We start from the raw sequence: 16,808 nt of genomic DNA, 5'->3' as shown, positions 1-16,808 counted from the left end.
CATGACCTCTCCGTTCTCACAGCGCGCCCGCGCGACAGCTCGCAAGTACGCCCCGTCCGCCTTGCTGCTCGTCGGCATGATGGCCGTTGCCACCTCCGCCGTCGCGGCGGACGATTCGTTCCTCGGCAATCTTGGCAACTTCATCTGCGGCATCGCCACCTTCATCAACACGAAGTATCTGTTCGTCATCGGCCTGATTGTCATCGTGCTCGGCGCCTATGCCTATGCCAATGCTGAATCGAGCCTGTCCAAGTTCATCTCCGGCGCTTGTGTTGGCGTCGGCCTGGCCGCGGCCGCGCCGTCGATCCTGAAGACGCTGAATATTGTGGCCGCCTGCACCGGCTTCTGAGATGAGAAAGCACCATGTGAGCATCGGCCTGTCGATGCCTCGCCTGATCGCAGGCGCGGTACGTGGCCTCGCCATCGCCAACGGCACCATCGTCGCGCTGTTGATCTATGTCACCTACCGCAGCGGCTGGGAGATCCCGGTGTCGATCTTCGTCATCGGCCTTTGCACCCATGCGCTGTTGGCGTGGCTGACGAGCCGAGATCCGTGGTGGAACCAGATTCTCAACGTCTACAACATGTACGGCGACCTGTACGAGTCGGTGCCCTGGCACGGCAAGTCCGACGCGGTGTTCCGTCGGCCGTACGGCTTTGACAGTGACTTGCCATGCTGAAACTCAAACGCCGGCCGCTGGCTGAGATCGTGCCGTGGCTCACGTCCCTTACCCCTGAGCTAATCCTGAACAAGGACGGCTCCCTTCTTGCGACCTACGAGTTCCGCGGCGTCGATGCGGATAGCGCCGATGCCAGTGACATTACATCGGCCCGTGACCAGCTCGATCAAGCGTGCCGATCCTTCGACAACCGGATCACAGCCTGGTGGCGCCTGTCCCATCGCCGAACCACCGGCTTCATTGACGGCGAATTCAGTAACGCTGCGGACGCCCGCCTCAATGCGCTCAACCGCACGCACATGACTACGGGCCGATACTTCCGCAACACACACTCGCTCAGCATCGCCTATACACCCGAATCGGGCATCGCCAAGTTCTTTGAAAAGATTGGCTACCACATGACGGTGGGGGGGCGCTCCGTCTACGGCGCCATCGTTGAAGCCGCCAAAGACACGGTCCTGTCTCGCAGTGCATTTGCCTTCGATCTCGAGAAGATGCGCGCCGATACTCGTCGCTTCGAGGCCATGCTCGACGCGTTTTCCGGCGGCATCCCGCGCATCAAGCCCACCCGGCTCACGATGCAAGACAGCTATGCGGCGCTGCATCAGGTTGCCAACCCCAGCGTGCCGCCGCGTCGCATTCGGTATCCGGTCACATTGCTCGACACCCACCTGACGGAATCCGAGGTCACGGTGGGAGCCGAGCGACTGCTGTTCGAATCCGCCCACGGCAAGCGCTATGCGGCGGTGGTCGCGGTGAAGGAATGGATGAGCTTTCAGGAAGCGGCACTAGACAGTCTCCTGCAGGTGGATGCCGAGCTGGACATCTGCATCATGTACCGCTTCCTGGACACCGCGCGCGCCACCGCCTACATCGAGAAGGTTCGCCGCTTTTACAAGATGGCCGCGGTGAACCTGCGCTCCATGATGAAGCAGTATGTCTCGAAGGAGGAAAGCGAGAACGACGAAGGCCGCGAGGAGCTCGCCAAGGAAGCCGGTCACGCCCTCAAACGGCTCACCGCCGAGGGGGTGCAGCATGGCTTCGCCAACATCTCGGTGATTATCTACGCGGATTCGGAAAGTGAATGCGAGGACGCCGTCAGCGAGGTGGTCGGCGCATTGACCAACGCCGGCTTCGGGGCGATCCGCGAGAAGGCCAATCTAATGCCTGCCTGGAACAGCACCCTGCCCGGTCGCTGGGACAAGCAACGGCGACTTCAGTTCGTCGAAACGCCTGCCGTGTCCGACATCGCGCCCGTCCGTTCTGTCCTGGAAGGTCCTACATTCAACGCATGGCTGAGCGAGAAGACCGGCGCCGAGGTTCCCCCCCTCACTTGCCTGCCAACCCGCCACCGAACCATCCAGCGCGTCGACATGCACCAGCGGGGTGGCAATGGTCATTTGTTCGTGATCGGTCCAATTGGTGCCGGCAAATCCGTGTTGCTGAACTTCCTGGTGTCGCAGGGCGACAGGCACAAGGCGCGTCGGATTCGCTTCGACAAGGATAGGTCTACCCGCATTCCCACGCTGCTCAGTGGCGGCACGTTCATCGACGTGACGGGCAAGTTCCAGACCAGCACGCCGGTCAATCCCTTGTCGCTGCTGGCCGATCCCGCGAACTTCACCTACGTCACGGAATGGCTGACGCTCGCCCTCGAAGACGATGACTTCACGCTGTCGCCGCAGCAGGTCCAGGACCTCTTCGAGGCCGTGAAGCTAGTCGCGGGATACCCCTGCGAACGCTGGACCCTCAGTTCGCTCTCCACGATGCTGCATGCCGACCTGCGCACGCGGCTTCAAATCTGGCTCAAGGGCGGTCAGTACGGTCACTTCTTCGATCACGCCGAAGACGCATTCGCCGTCAGTGACAACCTGTGCATCGAGATGGGCGAGCTGTTCCAGAAGTATGAACGCGCAGCGGTACTGTTCACCGACTACGCCTTCTACCGCATCAGCCAGTCGATGGACGGCATCCGCTACACGATCATCGAGGTGGAGGAATGCGGCTTCTTCTTCCAGAACGAACGCTTCTATAGGCGCTACGAGGATTGGATTACCACCATCCGCAAGCTCAACGGTTCCATCTGGTCCGCGACGCAGTCTCTTCGCCAGATTGCACGCGTCGCGAACTTCGAAATCCTCAAGGAAAACATCGCCAACTGGGTCTACCTGCCTAACGGCCAGGCCAAGACCAGCCCGGAGCTCTACAAGGACAAGTTTGGCCTGACCGATGATCAGGTTCAGCTGATCTCTGACGCGGTGCCAAACCGCGACTACCTCCTGATCACGAACACCCAGACCCGGATGCTGCAGACGGCATTTTCCGACGAGATGGTAGCCATGCTGCGCTCGGACGGTGTCGCACAGTCCATCTGCGACAAGCACCATGCATCGGGCGAACCCGACTGGCAAGACCGCTACGTGCGCGAAATTCTCGCGCGCGCAGCATAACTTTGGAGAATCATCGTGAAGAAGTGGATCGCCAACATCGCCATCGCCACCTCGGTCTTCGGGGCTTCTTCGGCCCATGCCGCGCTGCCCGTCACCGACTGGGTGGGACTCATTCAGACCACCATGACAGCAATGCAATCGCTGAAAACGGAGGTTTACGAGAATACCAACATCGCCTACCAGTACAAGATGATGGCCAACCAGCTTCTGCAGTCCACGGGCCTGGACGCCGCCGCCCTGACGGAGCAGCTGGACGCGATCAAGGATGACATCGGCAAGTACGAAGTCTACGGCACCTCGCTTAAGGACTTGTATGGCACGGTCTCCGACAACGCCGACTATTTGAAGAAGATCCAGAGCATGGTCGTGGCCTCGGGCAAGACCAAGGAACAATGGTTCCAGGACCAGCGCCAGCTGCTGAGCAACGGCGACAAGACGGCCAAGAACCTGTTTAGTCTGGGCGAGCAAATCTTCAAGAACACTCAATCTGTCGCGCAGCGCCGCCAGAAGATTCAGGCACAGGTCAAGCTCTCGCCCACTGCTCAGGCGGCAGCGCAAACCACCAATCAGATGCTGGACGTGCTTGCCAGCCAGAACTCGGATTTGCTGCAGCTCATGAGCGTGCGCGCCCAAGCGGACGCGGATAAGGACCAACAGAGCGTCGCAAGGGAAACGCAAAGCGCTGAGGCTATGCGCGCGATCACGACTGCGCAGGATGAGGAACTCCGGCAGTTGCGTGCCCGGGTGTTCTCTCGCAAGCTGCAAGCCGACTGAGCGGGTGCCAGGAAGCCATGCTATTGCGTCTATTGATTCTACTGGTCACTGCTGCGCTATTGCACGCAAACGTGGCTTTCGCTCAGACCGAGATTCCCCCCTTGATGATTGGGTCCCAGGCGGAAGAATCCACCAAGACCCCGCCGTCATTCTCCGGACCGAAAGGGACCATTGCAGAATCTCTCAAAAATTGGGTCGGCCAGTTCGAGTCGTTTCGCAGCGGCCTGATCGCAAGCGCTACACCGCTGAGTCAGACCATCCGATCGGAGACGGACAAGGTTGCCTATGGCTTGGCACTCATCACGCTGACTCTGGCCGGCATCCGATTCGCTGCAACGAACGATCCGACCACGGCGTGGACGGACATTTTTGAGGCGTTAATGCTATTGGGGATCTTCGCAGGGATCTATTTGGGGTACGACAAGTTCGCACCGGGAATTTTCGACTGGTTCAAAATGCTCGGCGACAAGATCGCCGGTACTCGCTCCAGCAATCCGGCCTTGACGCTCATCTCGGTAGGCGCCGGCTTCCTGGACACCTACAACAAGGCTATGGACGCGGCAAGCGGTCTCTCCATACTTAGCGTAGCCCTTTCCGGGATCGTCCTCATCATTACATTTGTGGTCTGTGCGGTTGCAGCGCTGCTCTACAGCTTCTTCATCGCTTTAGGGGAGGTGCAGGCCGCCGTCGGCATCGTCGTGGGCCCTCTCGCTGTAGCGCTCGCATTCTCGGATTACTCGCGCCGATTCTTCTTCTCCTGGCTCGATTTCATGATTAGCGCCTCGATGTACACGGTCGTTGCCTCTGTCATGGCGCGACTCGTCTCCAGCGCTTTCACTTCCACCATGGTCGATCAGACTGACATCGGCACCCAGTCCCTTGCGGGCGCTGCCTATGCGCTCGGCGTCGCGATTTTCATGCTGCTTGTCGCGCTGGAGATCCCCAAGATGGCGGGCGCAATCTTCGGGTCCGGTGGCGGGCTGAGCGGGGGTGCTGCCGGGCGTCTGGGCATGAAAGCCGCTAGCGGCATCGGCGGGTTCCTGGCCAAGAAGGGCAAGTGATGACGGTCCATCACCACCTAACTCCACCGGCTTTGCTGGCATCCCACGACAGCCGCCTTGCGTTGGTTCGACAGTATGCCAACGAATCGAATGAGGGCGACTTCCGTACCAAGTGGCTCAGCGTTCTAGATCGCTGCGCCGCGTGGTTCTCCAGCATGCCACTTCGGCCGACCGAGCACGCCGAGCCGGGGGGCGCGTTCCGCGCGACGGTCGAAGCCGCGTACTTCGCCATGCGGCTGTCCGGCGCCCAAAAATTCGCCGCAGACCAAACCTCCGAGCGACGCCGGCGGCTTGAGCCTCAGTACCTGTATGCGCTGTTCCTCGCAGCGTGCTGTTCGCGGCTCGACGAGCCTTGCCGCCACTTCCAGTTTCACCGGCAGCGCGACGGAGCGGAATGGGTTCCTGCCGCCCACGGCGCCTTTGGCATCTGGCTTGGCGATGACACCTACCGGGTCACCCGTCGTGAGGCACCTCTGCCGAGCGAGCGGATGCGCACGGCACTGCTAGCACGGGAAATCCTGGGGGCTGAGCGCTTGGGCGCAATTGACAGCCAGGTGCTGACCGATCTGTTCGGCGCCATCAACCCAGATCCACGGCCAGCCGGCCTGGAGACGCTGCTGCACAAGGTGGTGCGTCAGGCCATCGAGACCGTCACCCAGTTCGAGTTAAAGGCCCGTCGGGCGGCCTTTTCCCCGGACACAACGCCTGCCCCGCCAGCGCAGACGCTGGCTGCTGATGCCATCACCTGCGCGTCGACGCCGCCCGCGCAGGCGAGTGCGGACGCGGTGCCGGTTCCGGCATCGGCGGCGGCGGCTACGGCCGAAGTGGAGCAGCCGATGGTAACGGCTGAAGCGGATTCAACCTCCCAAGCCGGAAACCATCTGGCAGGCAGCGATGCAAGCGGGCAGCACCGTGCGTCGCCTAACGCCGTACAACTCGACGGTGCCCGATCCTTGCGCAAAGAACCACCGGCCGAGGATCCGTTCAAGGCAATTGCAGGCACCTCGAACCTCATGCGCGAATTCTTCAAGGCGCTCTCCCAGGACGCGGCCGCCGGCAAGACGAAAGTAACCCGCGTTGAGGGAAAGGTTGCCATCAGCAAGCGCTCGCTGGGCAACTACGGCATTGCCTCCGAGACGCTCATCGAAAATCTGCGCAAGTTCAAGCATCTCTACAAGATCGTGGGGCAAGACATCCTGCTGGTCAACGAGGTTGGAAACCTGATCTTGCCTGCCTCCGAGGCCGCATGAACCAGTACATTAATCACTTTCGCCCCATCTACGAGTTCCGCGCAGTCGTCGGTTGGGCGTTGGCTGTCTTGCTGCTTCTGGTGAGTGGCATGCCCAACAGTGGCTACTTTGCGCTGGGTGGCCTGGCATTCCTTCTCTTTCGCTCCAGCCAGGTGTGGCGCGCGCTCAGGTTTCGTCTTTCCATCTCCACGAAATGGCTGACCCTCATCGGGATCGATGATCTCCTGACACAGAGCCGCAAGTTGCGCTCGGATGACAAGGACGACGACGCCATGTATTTGGGTACCGGATACGAATGGTCGCAGAAGCATTGTCAGATCGCCCACGACATCCTGCGCATGCCATCGAGCGACATCCCGGGCCTGCCCAAATGGCTGCCAAAGGAAACGGTCAAGGCTATCGAGAAGCTGTTCGCCCCAGAGAACAGCATCGTCGACCGATCGCCGCAGGGAAAATCCTGGATCGGTGGTATGGAATCGCAGCGCATCCCCATCCCCTTCCACTACAAGGCGATGGGCGGCCACACATCAATCAGCGGTACGACCGGTTCAGGTAAGACACGGACATTCGAACTCATCTCGACACAGGTCATTCACAATTCAAATGACATTTTGATCGCGATTGATCCCAAGAATGATCCTGACTGGGGCGCTAGGTGCAAGCGCGAATGCGAGCGGACCGGCCGCAAGTTCCTGTACTGGAAACAGGCCGCACCATCGCAGTCTATCCGGTTGAATCCGCTGGAAAACTGGTCGCAGCCATCGGAAATCCCAACGCGTATCGCCCAACTGATGGAGGAAGGCCCTTTCCGCCAGTTCGCCTTTCTGTTCATCGACCGCGCCGTGAAGGGCGAGCTCTATGTCGGCGACAAGCCGAACCTGCGATCGATCCTGCAGTACGCACAGAACGGCATCAACAATCTTCTCGAGCGCGGGCTGGAGCGCTTCTTCCCTGAAGCCGGGAAGCTCGATTGGGAAGAGGAAGCCACGGGGTACATGCAGAAGGTTGCGCAGAAGGCGGGCGGCACCCGCCTGGACGCCATGGTCAGCCTGTACATCGACCGATTCTCCAAGCTCGGCAACGGGCATGAAGCGATCGACGGCCTCATCTCGACCTATCAACACGACCGCGACCACTATGGCCGGATCATTGCATCCGCCCTGCCCCTGCTGCAGATGCTCGCCACGGGCGAGACAGGTCTAATGCTGGCACCAAAGGCCGACGACTTTGAGGACGACCGCGAGATCTGGGATATCGACAAGGTCATCAAGCAGAAGGCGGTTCTCTACGTTGGGGCGGACTCCCTTTCCAATTCGATGGTGGCACAGGCTGTCATGTCGATGCTGCTGGCAGACATCGCTTCTGTCGCGGGCGCGATTTACAACTTCTACGCCAAGCCGCCCGAGATCGTCCTGGTGGTCGACGAAGCCGCCGAGGCCATCAACGAGCAATTGCTCCAGCTGCTGAACAAGGGCCGCGGTGCCGGCTTCAAGGCTTTCGTTGCCTACCAGACCCGCTCGGACTTCACGGCCAAGCTTGGAAACGTGGCCAAAATGCAGCAGGTTTTGGGCAATTTGAACAACCAGATCGTCTTACGATTGGAAGACATCGACACGGCGCAATGGTTCTCCGAAAAGGCCGGTACCACCGCTATCCGCAACCTGGTCGTGTCGAGCAGCACCAGCACCGGAACAGAGGCCCACATCGGCGAGTTCAGCGGGTCGGTGTCCCGTTCGGCCCAGCTTGAGAAGGTACCACTGATTCCGCACGACCTTGTCATGCAACTGCCGAACCTGCAGTACTTTCTGCGAATCTCTGGGGGCGCTGTCTACCAGGGCCGAATTCCCATCATCAAAGACTAAACACCAATGCGCAGCAGCCTGTTCCGTCAAATCGTCAAGGATTACAAGCTCTCGGCGAAGCTTTCGCCGGTGTTCTCCCTTTCGCCGGACCTCGATGACATTTGCACGCGTGTGGTCGACTACATCGGCGTCAATTTCCGCGTCCGCGAGGAGCCCCTCGTCAAGGAAATGCTGGCCGACGGCATCACCGCCTGGCGTGCCGCGCGCAAGCATGGCGACCCTAATGTGGCGTTCATGAAGGGCCTGTTCTCCCGCGCGCATGAACTCTATGGCAAGCGGTACGCGGCATTCAAAGGCGAGAAATACAATGTCTGGTATCCGTTTCACGAGTCCATTCCGGCGTTCGAGCAGCGCCAGCCCGAAGGCTATGTCTGCCGGGTCGTCGACGAGCCGGCGCCAGGCGCAATCACCCAACGCTGCGCTGCGTTTCAGCTCGCCGCCCGCGTGCTGACGGGCTACACCTTTACCCGCTACTTCGAGAACTACGATGTCGCTGGCAACTTTGCACAATGACGCACGCCGCCTTGCGATCCGCCTCAAGCAGGCTCCGGCGCGCATGGCTGCCAAGCTTTGCGGTGTCGACCCGGCGCTTGCCCTGCACATGCATGAATGGCTGACGGCTCCGCCTCCGGGCGCGCCGGCAATGCCGCTAGCCTTCACCACTGGAGCGGCGGCAGCGTGCTTTGCGCTCATCAAGATCTCCGTGGTGAAGCCGGCTGTCTTCTGGGGCGCGTTGGTCGCTTTCCTGAGCCTACCGGTATTGCTCGCCCTGCGATGGAGCTGACATGGCAAATAGCCGATTCGCGTCGCACGTCCGCCTGTGGCTGATCTTTTCGCCGCTGATGATCTGCACGCTCGCTCCGTTCATCCAGGACGAAAGCGCCTTCGAAATCAGTGAGGCGGAACAGGCCTCGGTTGAGCGCGTGCTAGGCCGGGAAAAGGCCGACGTCGCCGTGACACTGTCCAACGCCCGCTTTCACCAATGGTTCATCGAGAGCGGCGTCGTCAAGTCGTCGTTCTCTGGCTCTGACGCCCAGACCGGCTTTTCCGATGGCGGCGCGTCTGCCTTCGGTAGAAGCTGGATGCAGCACTTCTGGCTAACGATCTACCGCGCACTGTATCGCGCAGCTGTCGGCCATTATTGGCTCGTTGGCGCAATCGTGCTGTTCCTTGCGCTGTTCAATGATGGAACCGTGTCGCGGAAGATCCGCGCCGCGGGCGCCGGCTTTGCCAATCCGGTGTCCTTCCATGTGGCGGCACACGGCTTGATGCTCTGCTTTGGCTTCGGCGCGTCCGCCCTGCTCTTACCTCTTCCCATGCTGGCGACCTGGTGGACCTTCGGGGTCTGCCTGGTCGGCTTGCTCTGCTGGCGCCTTGCAGCGTCATTCCACGTCGGCAAGTAGCCGACTCCGCAGCGACTAACAAGGCCGGGTGTCCGGCCTCCCAAAGGAGAAATTATGACCACGACCGATCTGACCCCTGCAGATGCGCCGCTTCAGGAAGTTGGTCCGACCGACGCCGTTGCACTGCTCGCCGAAGCGCCCACCACGCTTGGCTCGATCGATAGCTCCGGCGATGTCGAGACAGAGCTCGCGGAGATGGAGCAGTCCGCAGATGTACTGCGCAACGAGGGTCTGATCTCGACAGCGGACCATGAGGAGCGCAAGGCCCAAGTGGAACGTACTCGCAAGTTGTTCCGTGACCTGACGCCCGAGGACCGCCAGGCGATCGTTCGCCGTCGTCGTGAACTCGGCCTGCTGATCCTTAATCGCGAGCTCGCCGGCGCGGCAGTTGTTCCTGTGGCGCTCAAGCTCAATCACACGCGCCTGCGCCCGCTCTTCGAGCAATGGTGGCCGTACATGAACCGCATGTCGCTGAATCTGCAGCGTTTCGGCGCTGCCACCTTCTCGCGCAGCGAACTGTCGACGCTCGAGAACTACCTCGAACGTGAGCTCTCGAAGATCGAGGATTATGTGGACGAGCAGCTGCGTGTGGCGAAAGCCTACCGCGAGCAACGGGAACAGGAAATGCGGGCAAAGGACGAGATCGTGTTCGTGCCGACGATCCAGCGCCCCTCCCTTGCTCTCGAGGTCCAGGCGTACTCGCGCTTCTCGGTGCGCGCCCTGCAGGTTCTGATCAAGTTCGATCAGACCATGGACCAGTTCGACTTTATGGTCTGGAACGGCATCCGTGATCAGAGCGACGTCAACGACGAAGTAACTCGCTTCCTGCGCAAATTCCAGCCGCTGGGCCTGCGCAGCTACACGACCCACTTGAAGCTCATGACGACTGTCCGTGGCATCTGAAGCCAGTCTCATCTGTTGCGTCTTGATAAGGGCTACAGGCAGATGCGGCGCCCCAGTGCCGGCATCTGCCTCCAAGTGACACGGCGTGCCAATTCCTTCGGCTGATCCGCAGTCAAAGCGAATTGGTTCACGTGGCATCTCCTGCCACATGGTGTCTCTTTCGGCGTCCTTCTACCAGCAAGTCCGTCCACGATCGCCAAAGTGGCATTCGGTGGCACTTTGCAAATACTCGAGCTGTGTTGGGCCATGTCTCTAGCTGAAGTACTCGAAAGACTCAATCCGTCCCAACGGGAAGTCGTGGACTGCCGGGAGCACTGTGTTGCTGTGGCTGTTCCCGGTGCCGGCAAGACCGCAACCATCGCGGCGAAGGCCGCGGTGCTTCTGGGCGACCCAAAATTGACCGTGGGCGCTGTGACGTTCAGCAAGGACGCGGCGGTCGAGTTGAGGGACCGAATTCTCTCGCTAGCGGGGCCAGGTGCGAAGAAGCGATTGATTGCCGGGACTTTTCATTCGCTTGCATACAAGCAGCTTACTTCGGCGGCAGGCAAGCGGCTAGATATCGCTTCAGACGGAGACCGTGCCGCCCTGATTGCGCAAGTTCTCCAGGAGAGCGGCTTCGATTGGAAGCTCGACGAAGCTATCGCGGTGGTCGAACGCCTAAAGACTGAGTTGAGTATGCCTGCGATGGACGGCCTCGAAGGTCAGCTTCTTGCTGCGTATCAGGAGGCCTTGGAACGCAATGGCCGACTGGACTTTCAGGACCTGATGCGGCATGCCGTTGATGGTATGCAGCGCGGAGCCATCAAGCCATACGGTGTCGATGTGCTTCTCGTCGACGAGTACCAAGATTGCGATTCGTTGCAAGCGTTGTGGACGGCCATCCATGCGCGAGCTGGCGCAACGACCACGCTTGTCTCTGACGACGATCAGACGATTTTTGGCTTTAGAGCTGCTCTCGGATTTAGAGGAATGGAAGCCTTCGCAAGAGAGTTTAACGCTCGCCAAATTGTCCTAGGCATCAACTACCGATCCCATTCCGAGATCCTATCCGTCGCCGACAAGGTGATTCGGAACAACCGTGAGCGGATCACGAAAGAACTCATTTCTCACAAAGGGCCCGGTGGTACTGTCGACTTCCAGCGCTACGATGATGAGTACAAGGAAGGCGTTGCCGCAGTTGAAGCGATGACCGCCGCGATTCGCTCAGGAAAATCGGCGGCAATCCTAGCTCGCACCAATCGAATTCTTGATCCCATAGAAGCTGTCTGCCGTTCGCATGGAGTCAAGTACCACCGTGCTGCGGGACGATCGATTCTCGACCGCCCCGAATCAGCGCTAATGGGAAACCTGCTCGAACTGATTCAACAGACCAAAGCCAGCGGGCTTGACTCCCTTCTAGGCTTCTCCGGTATTGGTGCGACAGATCTCCAGGCGCTCCATAGGAAACTCTCGTCTGGCAAGGACGCTGAGGGAGCGAAGAAGAAGGATCTTGTAGCGGCTGGCGTCGCTGAGGATGCCGCTGAGAAGTATTTGGAGTTGAATAAGAAGATGGCAGAATGGCGCGCGCTCTGCGTGCGCCAGTTCCATGCACTTGTTCTTGATGGTGTGCATGAATGGATGCTGAAGTGTGCCAAGTCTGACCAGGGCAAGCGCTCCATCAACACCACCTACGATGTTCTTTCCAGATTGAATGGTCCATTCTCAGACCGTCTCGATTTTCTACGGCGCAGCAACAACGAGCCAGCAGACGACGCCGTGGTTCTAACCACCTTTCATTCCAGCAAGGGCCTGGAATGGGACCATACAGCCCTGATTCGGCTCGAGGAGAGCGTCATTCCCGATGACGGAAGCACCGAGGCAGAAGAGCGACGGCTCTTTTATGTCGGGATTACGCGTGCCCGTCGCACCATGGTCCTTTCAACAGCAAAGAAGAATCCGACATCACGCTTCGTCATCGAGGCCGGGCTGGCATAGCTAAAGATTTTCGTCGCCTTGCCGTCAGAACTTGACTTCGCCCTATCAGAGCTAGCTTTTCAGGTGTATGCAACACCTCCTTCAACGACAATGAGACTCGCACCACGACCCCATCAGCACGAAGCCATCATTGATGTGCTGCAGGGATTCAAGGACCACGACCGCGGCCAGCTTATTATGGCCTGCGGAACCGGCAAGACGCTTACGGCTCTGTGGATAGCCGAGGCGTTGAAAGCGAGACTAACTGTAGTCTTCCTGCCCTCAATTTCCCTCGTGGAGCAGTTTGCGCTCTCTTGGCGCGAGAACGTTGCCGACTCCAGTGGTCTTGACGCCCTGTGCGTCTGTTCCGACGAGAACATATCTCGCGGTGAGCAAACCGATGACATCAGCGTTGATTCTCTTCAAAGGTGTGGGCTGGCGGTAACCACAGAAAGCAATGAAGTCAGCCGATTTATTGGGCTTTCCGGACCTCGGGTTGTGTTTTCGACCTACCACTCGGCACGGGTGATAGCTGCTGCGCAGGCACTGGCTGGCGCTCCGGACTTCGATCTGATGGTATGCGACGAGGCGCACCGTTGTGCTGGAGATGCACGATCGCCATTCGCTGTCGTCCTAGATGGCAACCGCATTCGCGCACGCAAACGACTCTTCGTCACAGCCACCCCTCGGGTGCGCGGAAACGCAACTCATGATGGCGCGAAAGCATCGGGCATTGTCGATATGGACAATGAAACCGTATTCGGGCCGCGCTTCCATACGCTTCCCTTTCGGCGTGCGATTGACCTTGGCTTGCTGTGCGACTATCAAGTCGTCGTCGTTCTGTCAAACAGTGAAGACCTTCGGACGGTCGTTGAACAGGACGGAAGACAAAGGCCTGCGGCCGAATCGGACAAGCTTTTGGAGGCCGGCCTAGTTGGCGTGGTTAAGGCTCTAGGAGAATTCGGACTGAGGAAGGTAATCACATTTCATCATTCCTTGAGTAAGGCAGCTCGCTTCCAGCGAGACATTGGCGCCGTTGCTGACGCTATGCGGTCCATCGGAAAGTCCCAGGTTAGGGTGCATGCGTCTTTCGTCTCCGGCAAGATGAAGGCGCATCAGCGCCGGGCGATTCTGTCTCAATTGGCTTCGGCTCCTCATTCCGAGCATCGGCTCATCACGAATGCTCGGTGTCTGACTGAGGGCGTTGACGTTCCAAGCGTCGACGGCATTGTGTTCGTCGACCCTCGAACAAGCGAGATCGACATCGCGCAGGCGCTAGGTCGGGCCTTGCGTGTGAGTTCTGGCAAGTCCGTGGGCACTGTCGTGTTGCCGATCCTCGTTGGGGAAGGCGAGTCGCCGGAGGAAGTTGCCAAAAGCACCGATTTTCGTTCCATTTGGCGCGTCCTCGCCGCGTTGAGAGCGCATGACGAAGAATTTGCCGCGGGACTGAACATTGCGAAAGCGTCGTCGCTCGCTGGCAAGGCCGGCGGTGCTTTTGATCCACTGGCCAAGGTGGCTATCGTTGGTGGCAAGCACACGAGAGAGATTGCTGACATTCTGCGCCCCCTTCTGGTCCATGATCTTTCTGACTCCTGGGAGGCTGTGTTCGAACTTGCGCGGCAGCGCTTTGAGCGGTGTGGTGACTGTAATGCTGCTGGACATGAACTCTGGCCGCAGAGTTCGACCAGTGGCTTCCCGCTGGGTCGCTGGATTGCAGGTCAGCGTGACTATCGAAATAAAGGTCGCATGTCCATGGAGCGTGCGAAGCGTCTGGAGTCCATCGGCATCGATTGGAAGCCGACTGACACCAAATGGCATTCGACTTGCGATGCGGTTATCCGTTGGATCGATGCCAACGACAACGGTGTAGTTCCGGTTGGGGCGACTTCGGATGACGAGCAGCTAACGATCGATCTTGGGCTATGGGCGACCGTACAGCGGCGGCACCGCCGGAGTGGCCGTCTTGCGGCCGACAAGGTAGCGAAGCTGACCAACGCCGGCTTCTCATGGGATCCGTTGGGCGATGCATTTGAGAAAGGCTTTCTCGCGGCTGCCTCCTGGGCCGAGGAGCACGGTCATTGCAATGCTCCGCAGAGAACGATTCTCTCGAATGGATACCCGTTGGGCGCCTGGATTTCATCCCTTCGATTGGCGCAAGCTAAGGGCACGCTTCCCATCGAGAGGCAGCTGCGCCTCGACAGTATTGGCATGCAGTGGAATTATCGAGATTCCCAGTGGGAAGAAGGCTTCGCCGCTGCCAAGGCATGGGCCAGCTTTCACGGCGATTGCAACGCCCCAAAGCATTCTACCTTGCCCCGCGACGGTGCGAGGGACTACAAGCTAGGCAATTGGATAGGCACCCAGCGAAAGCTCTACGGGAAGGGAGAGTTGGACGCCGCGAAGGTGAAGCGCCTTGAGGGTATTGGCATGCGCTGGGACGTGAGGAAAGAGCGGCACGATGCTGCGTGGCTCAAGGCCCTAGAGCGTCTACATGCCTACCAGCAGGCTCACCGAGGCCTGTTGCCTCCTATGGCTTTTTCAAGCGATGACGGGTTCGCACTCGGAATGTGGCTGCACGTGCAGCGAGACAGGTGGAGGAAAGGCACGCTGGAAAAGAATCGCGTGGAACTCCTCGCCGCTGCCGGAGCGTCGCCGGAGGTCAATGTGCGTGGCCCGCGCACGAGGACCAAGCGGACTGTCGAGAAACTGCCGGCTGACCATAACTCTCCACGTGGGATCGCGCCTGTGGCCGAAATCGTATCCGCGGCCATTGTCGTGGGCGCCACCAGTTCCGGGCCGGTGATCTGGGCACCTGCTCCTGAGAATCGCTATGTATGCGCGTCGGAAACCTCGTTCTCTGACGCTCGGCCAGATCTGTGGATTGGTCGCCGGTCCCGGCGCAATCTTCTGCGAAAAGCCGTGGCCCTTGGAGAATGAGCGTCGCGGCCATCGTCGGAGGTGGGCTGTCCCCGTTCCGGCAGACTTGCTCATTCTTGCTCACACTTGAACGAAGCTGACTTTCAGCTTCACCGAGGGGCCGGTTTCGCCGCCGTCTTGCGACGGCGGCCAGAGCCTTCCTCTCCACAGACTGACACCGTGGAACTCACGGCCATAACCTCTAGGTTCACTGCGGCGTTCCCGTCGCGGTCGTGGGTCGTACCGCACGCCGGGCACGTCCACTCACGCACCGACAACGGCAATTCATCGACCTTGAGTCGACAGCAACGGATTCAGAAGAAGGAGCGCGCCCGCCAGCGCTGGCAACTCAAGATGGCGCGCCGGGTAAGAGGCTCGTCGGGCTGGCGCAAAGCCAAACACAGGACTTCGCGCATCAGACGAGTTACCGCCTGGTGACATAAGACGGGATTCCAGTGATTCCCCGGGCATTCTGCCGCCGTAATACAGCAGCAGAGATACCTACTATGGGGCCAGGCAACGCGAGGCGCCCGCACGTCCTTTTGATAGTTCGCCTATGGCCTGCCCTGGTCAGAATGCGGGAGTATCTGAATAACAGGCTGGGTGTCCCGTTAGGTCACCCCTCGCGATCCACACGAACCGAACCGAAATCTCGGCTTGTGGCCGTCGCCAAAGCCTCGATGTGGCCGGCGGAGGCAGCTACCGGCCGCGAGCGTGGCGTTCACAGTGAGTCGCCGACTTAAGTCAAGTCAAATTCTGGAACCGCCCTGTTGCAGAACCTCATGCGAGTGGTGTGGCAGAAGCGCGGCCTGCAACCGCCCTACTCCGACCCATCCCATTGGCGAATTACCATAGGTTCGACCGCGGAGTTCACCGTTGGTGAACCATCAAGTCGCTCGTCAGCAAGCATCGGTGAACTATCAAGCTTTCCAGCATTTTCATTGGTCAACTATCAAACCTGATGCCGAAACAATGCTGCATGCGTCACTTTTTGCGGACTAACGGAAAGCTCAGGCGGCTCGTCCGTTGAAAGCTCACGTTTTCAGCGCGTCTTTTGATATTAGACCGATGCGTTGATGGTAGATGTCCTCAAAGAGGCTTTGCTAGAAATGCATCTAGCGAAAGTGAACGCTCACGTAATTGCATCGATGAGAGCATTGAACATCTCGCATAATGCCGGCGCGAAAGCCGGCGCAAGGCACGTAAATGCCGTTCCCGCCCCGACAGGATGTGGATAACTCACAGCATGGGTGAACTATCAATAGCAAATCGGCGAGTCGCCAATGGTCAATCGCCGATCCACCAATAGCGACATAGGCGAACTATCAATAGCAACTCAGCTATGTTGCTATTGGTTATTCGCCAACTATCCACAGACCTAACTATCTGTTTTTTAAGGACAAATCGGCGTCCCTAATCAAGATCTTAATGTATACCTTTAATCATATGGCAGACAAGCCGCCCTGGCTTCCAGATAGGCGTGAGTGGCGGCTACGCCGCAATGATAGATTTTCTTCCAAACCGTTGGTGAACTATCAAGGATCATTGGTGAATTA

14 protein-coding genes are annotated in these 16,808 nt (G+C 59.2%); 13 read left to right on the top strand and 1 reads right to left on the bottom strand.

Annotated features, from left to right (window positions below):
- The first annotated feature begins 1 nt into the window (after window position 1).
- The 13 genes from AC1Q6V_RS30310 (at window position 2) to AC1Q6V_RS30250 (ending at window position 15,273) form a co-directional block, all read left to right on the top strand.
- A complete protein-coding gene (locus AC1Q6V_RS30310; RefSeq protein WP_011154272.1) occupies window positions 2–349 on the top strand; it encodes a TrbC/VirB2 family protein in 348 nt (115 codons plus the stop codon).
- A gap of 1 nt (window position 350) precedes the next feature.
- Window positions 351–680: a conjugal transfer protein gene (locus AC1Q6V_RS30305; RefSeq protein WP_041688752.1), complete on the top strand. Its 330-nt coding sequence runs from the start codon at window positions 351–353 to the stop codon at window positions 678–680.
- A complete protein-coding gene (locus tag AC1Q6V_RS30300; RefSeq protein ID WP_492344669.1) occupies window positions 674–3,130 on the top strand; it encodes a VirB4 family type IV secretion system protein in 2,457 nt (818 codons plus the stop codon). The genes AC1Q6V_RS30305 and AC1Q6V_RS30300 overlap by 7 nt, the downstream gene beginning before the upstream one ends.
- A gap of 15 nt (window positions 3,131–3,145) precedes the next feature.
- Window positions 3,146–3,904 (top strand): TrbJ/VirB5 family protein, encoded by a 759-nt coding sequence (locus AC1Q6V_RS30295; RefSeq protein ID WP_492344668.1) that lies wholly within the window; start codon window positions 3,146–3,148, stop codon window positions 3,902–3,904.
- 17 nt (window positions 3,905–3,921) lie between these two features.
- Window positions 3,922–4,965 (top strand): TrbL/VirB6 family protein, encoded by a 1,044-nt coding sequence (locus AC1Q6V_RS30290; RefSeq protein WP_492344667.1) that lies wholly within the window; start codon window positions 3,922–3,924, stop codon window positions 4,963–4,965.
- Window positions 4,965–6,215 carry a TraI domain-containing protein gene (locus AC1Q6V_RS30285; RefSeq protein WP_492344666.1) on the top strand — a complete coding sequence of 417 codons (1,251 nt, stop codon included), beginning with the start codon at window positions 4,965–4,967 and terminating at the stop codon, window positions 6,213–6,215. Before AC1Q6V_RS30290 ends, AC1Q6V_RS30285 begins: the two co-directional genes overlap by 1 nt.
- The gene (gene traD, locus AC1Q6V_RS30280) at window positions 6,212–8,077 is read left to right on the top strand and encodes a conjugative transfer system coupling protein TraD (protein ID WP_492344665.1); all 1,866 of its coding nucleotides are present in this window, start codon (window positions 6,212–6,214) and stop codon (window positions 8,075–8,077) included. Before AC1Q6V_RS30285 ends, traD begins: the two co-directional genes overlap by 4 nt.
- 6 nt (window positions 8,078–8,083) lie before the next feature.
- Window positions 8,084–8,590, top strand: a complete 507-nt coding sequence (locus AC1Q6V_RS30275) for a hypothetical protein (RefSeq protein WP_439672793.1) — start codon at window positions 8,084–8,086, stop codon at window positions 8,588–8,590.
- The gene (locus tag AC1Q6V_RS30270; protein ID WP_492344664.1) at window positions 8,565–8,861 is read left to right on the top strand and encodes a hypothetical protein; all 297 of its coding nucleotides are present in this window, start codon (window positions 8,565–8,567) and stop codon (window positions 8,859–8,861) included. Before AC1Q6V_RS30275 ends, AC1Q6V_RS30270 begins: the two co-directional genes overlap by 26 nt.
- Window position 8,862: 1 nt before the next feature.
- Window positions 8,863–9,480 carry an IncC plasmid conjugative DNA transfer DtrJ family protein gene (locus AC1Q6V_RS30265; RefSeq protein WP_492344663.1) on the top strand — a complete coding sequence of 206 codons (618 nt, stop codon included), beginning with the start codon at window positions 8,863–8,865 and terminating at the stop codon, window positions 9,478–9,480.
- A gap of 54 nt (window positions 9,481–9,534) precedes the next feature.
- Window positions 9,535–10,383, top strand: a complete 849-nt coding sequence (locus tag AC1Q6V_RS30260; protein ID WP_492344662.1) for an ATPase — start codon at window positions 9,535–9,537, stop codon at window positions 10,381–10,383.
- A gap of 246 nt (window positions 10,384–10,629) precedes the next feature.
- Window positions 10,630–12,357, top strand: coding sequence for an ATP-dependent helicase (locus AC1Q6V_RS30255; protein ID WP_492344661.1), 1,728 nt, complete (start codon window positions 10,630–10,632; stop codon window positions 12,355–12,357).
- A gap of 18 nt (window positions 12,358–12,375) precedes the next feature.
- Window positions 12,376–15,273 (top strand): helicase associated domain-containing protein, encoded by a 2,898-nt coding sequence (locus AC1Q6V_RS30250; RefSeq protein ID WP_492344660.1) that lies wholly within the window; start codon window positions 12,376–12,378, stop codon window positions 15,271–15,273.
- Between the two features lie 89 nt (window positions 15,274–15,362).
- Here the strand turns inward: AC1Q6V_RS30250 and AC1Q6V_RS30245 are convergent, their stop codons facing one another.
- Entirely contained in the window at window positions 15,363–15,524 is a 162-nt protein-coding gene (locus tag AC1Q6V_RS30245) for a zinc ribbon domain-containing protein (protein WP_492344709.1), read from the bottom strand.
- Window positions 15,525–16,808: the final 1,284 nt, after the last annotated feature.

Source organism: Cupriavidus sp. GW823-FHT07B10 (assembly GCF_058794355.1).
Note: the sequence above shows the minus strand (reverse complement) of the source record. Positions and strands in the feature narration are given on the sequence as shown.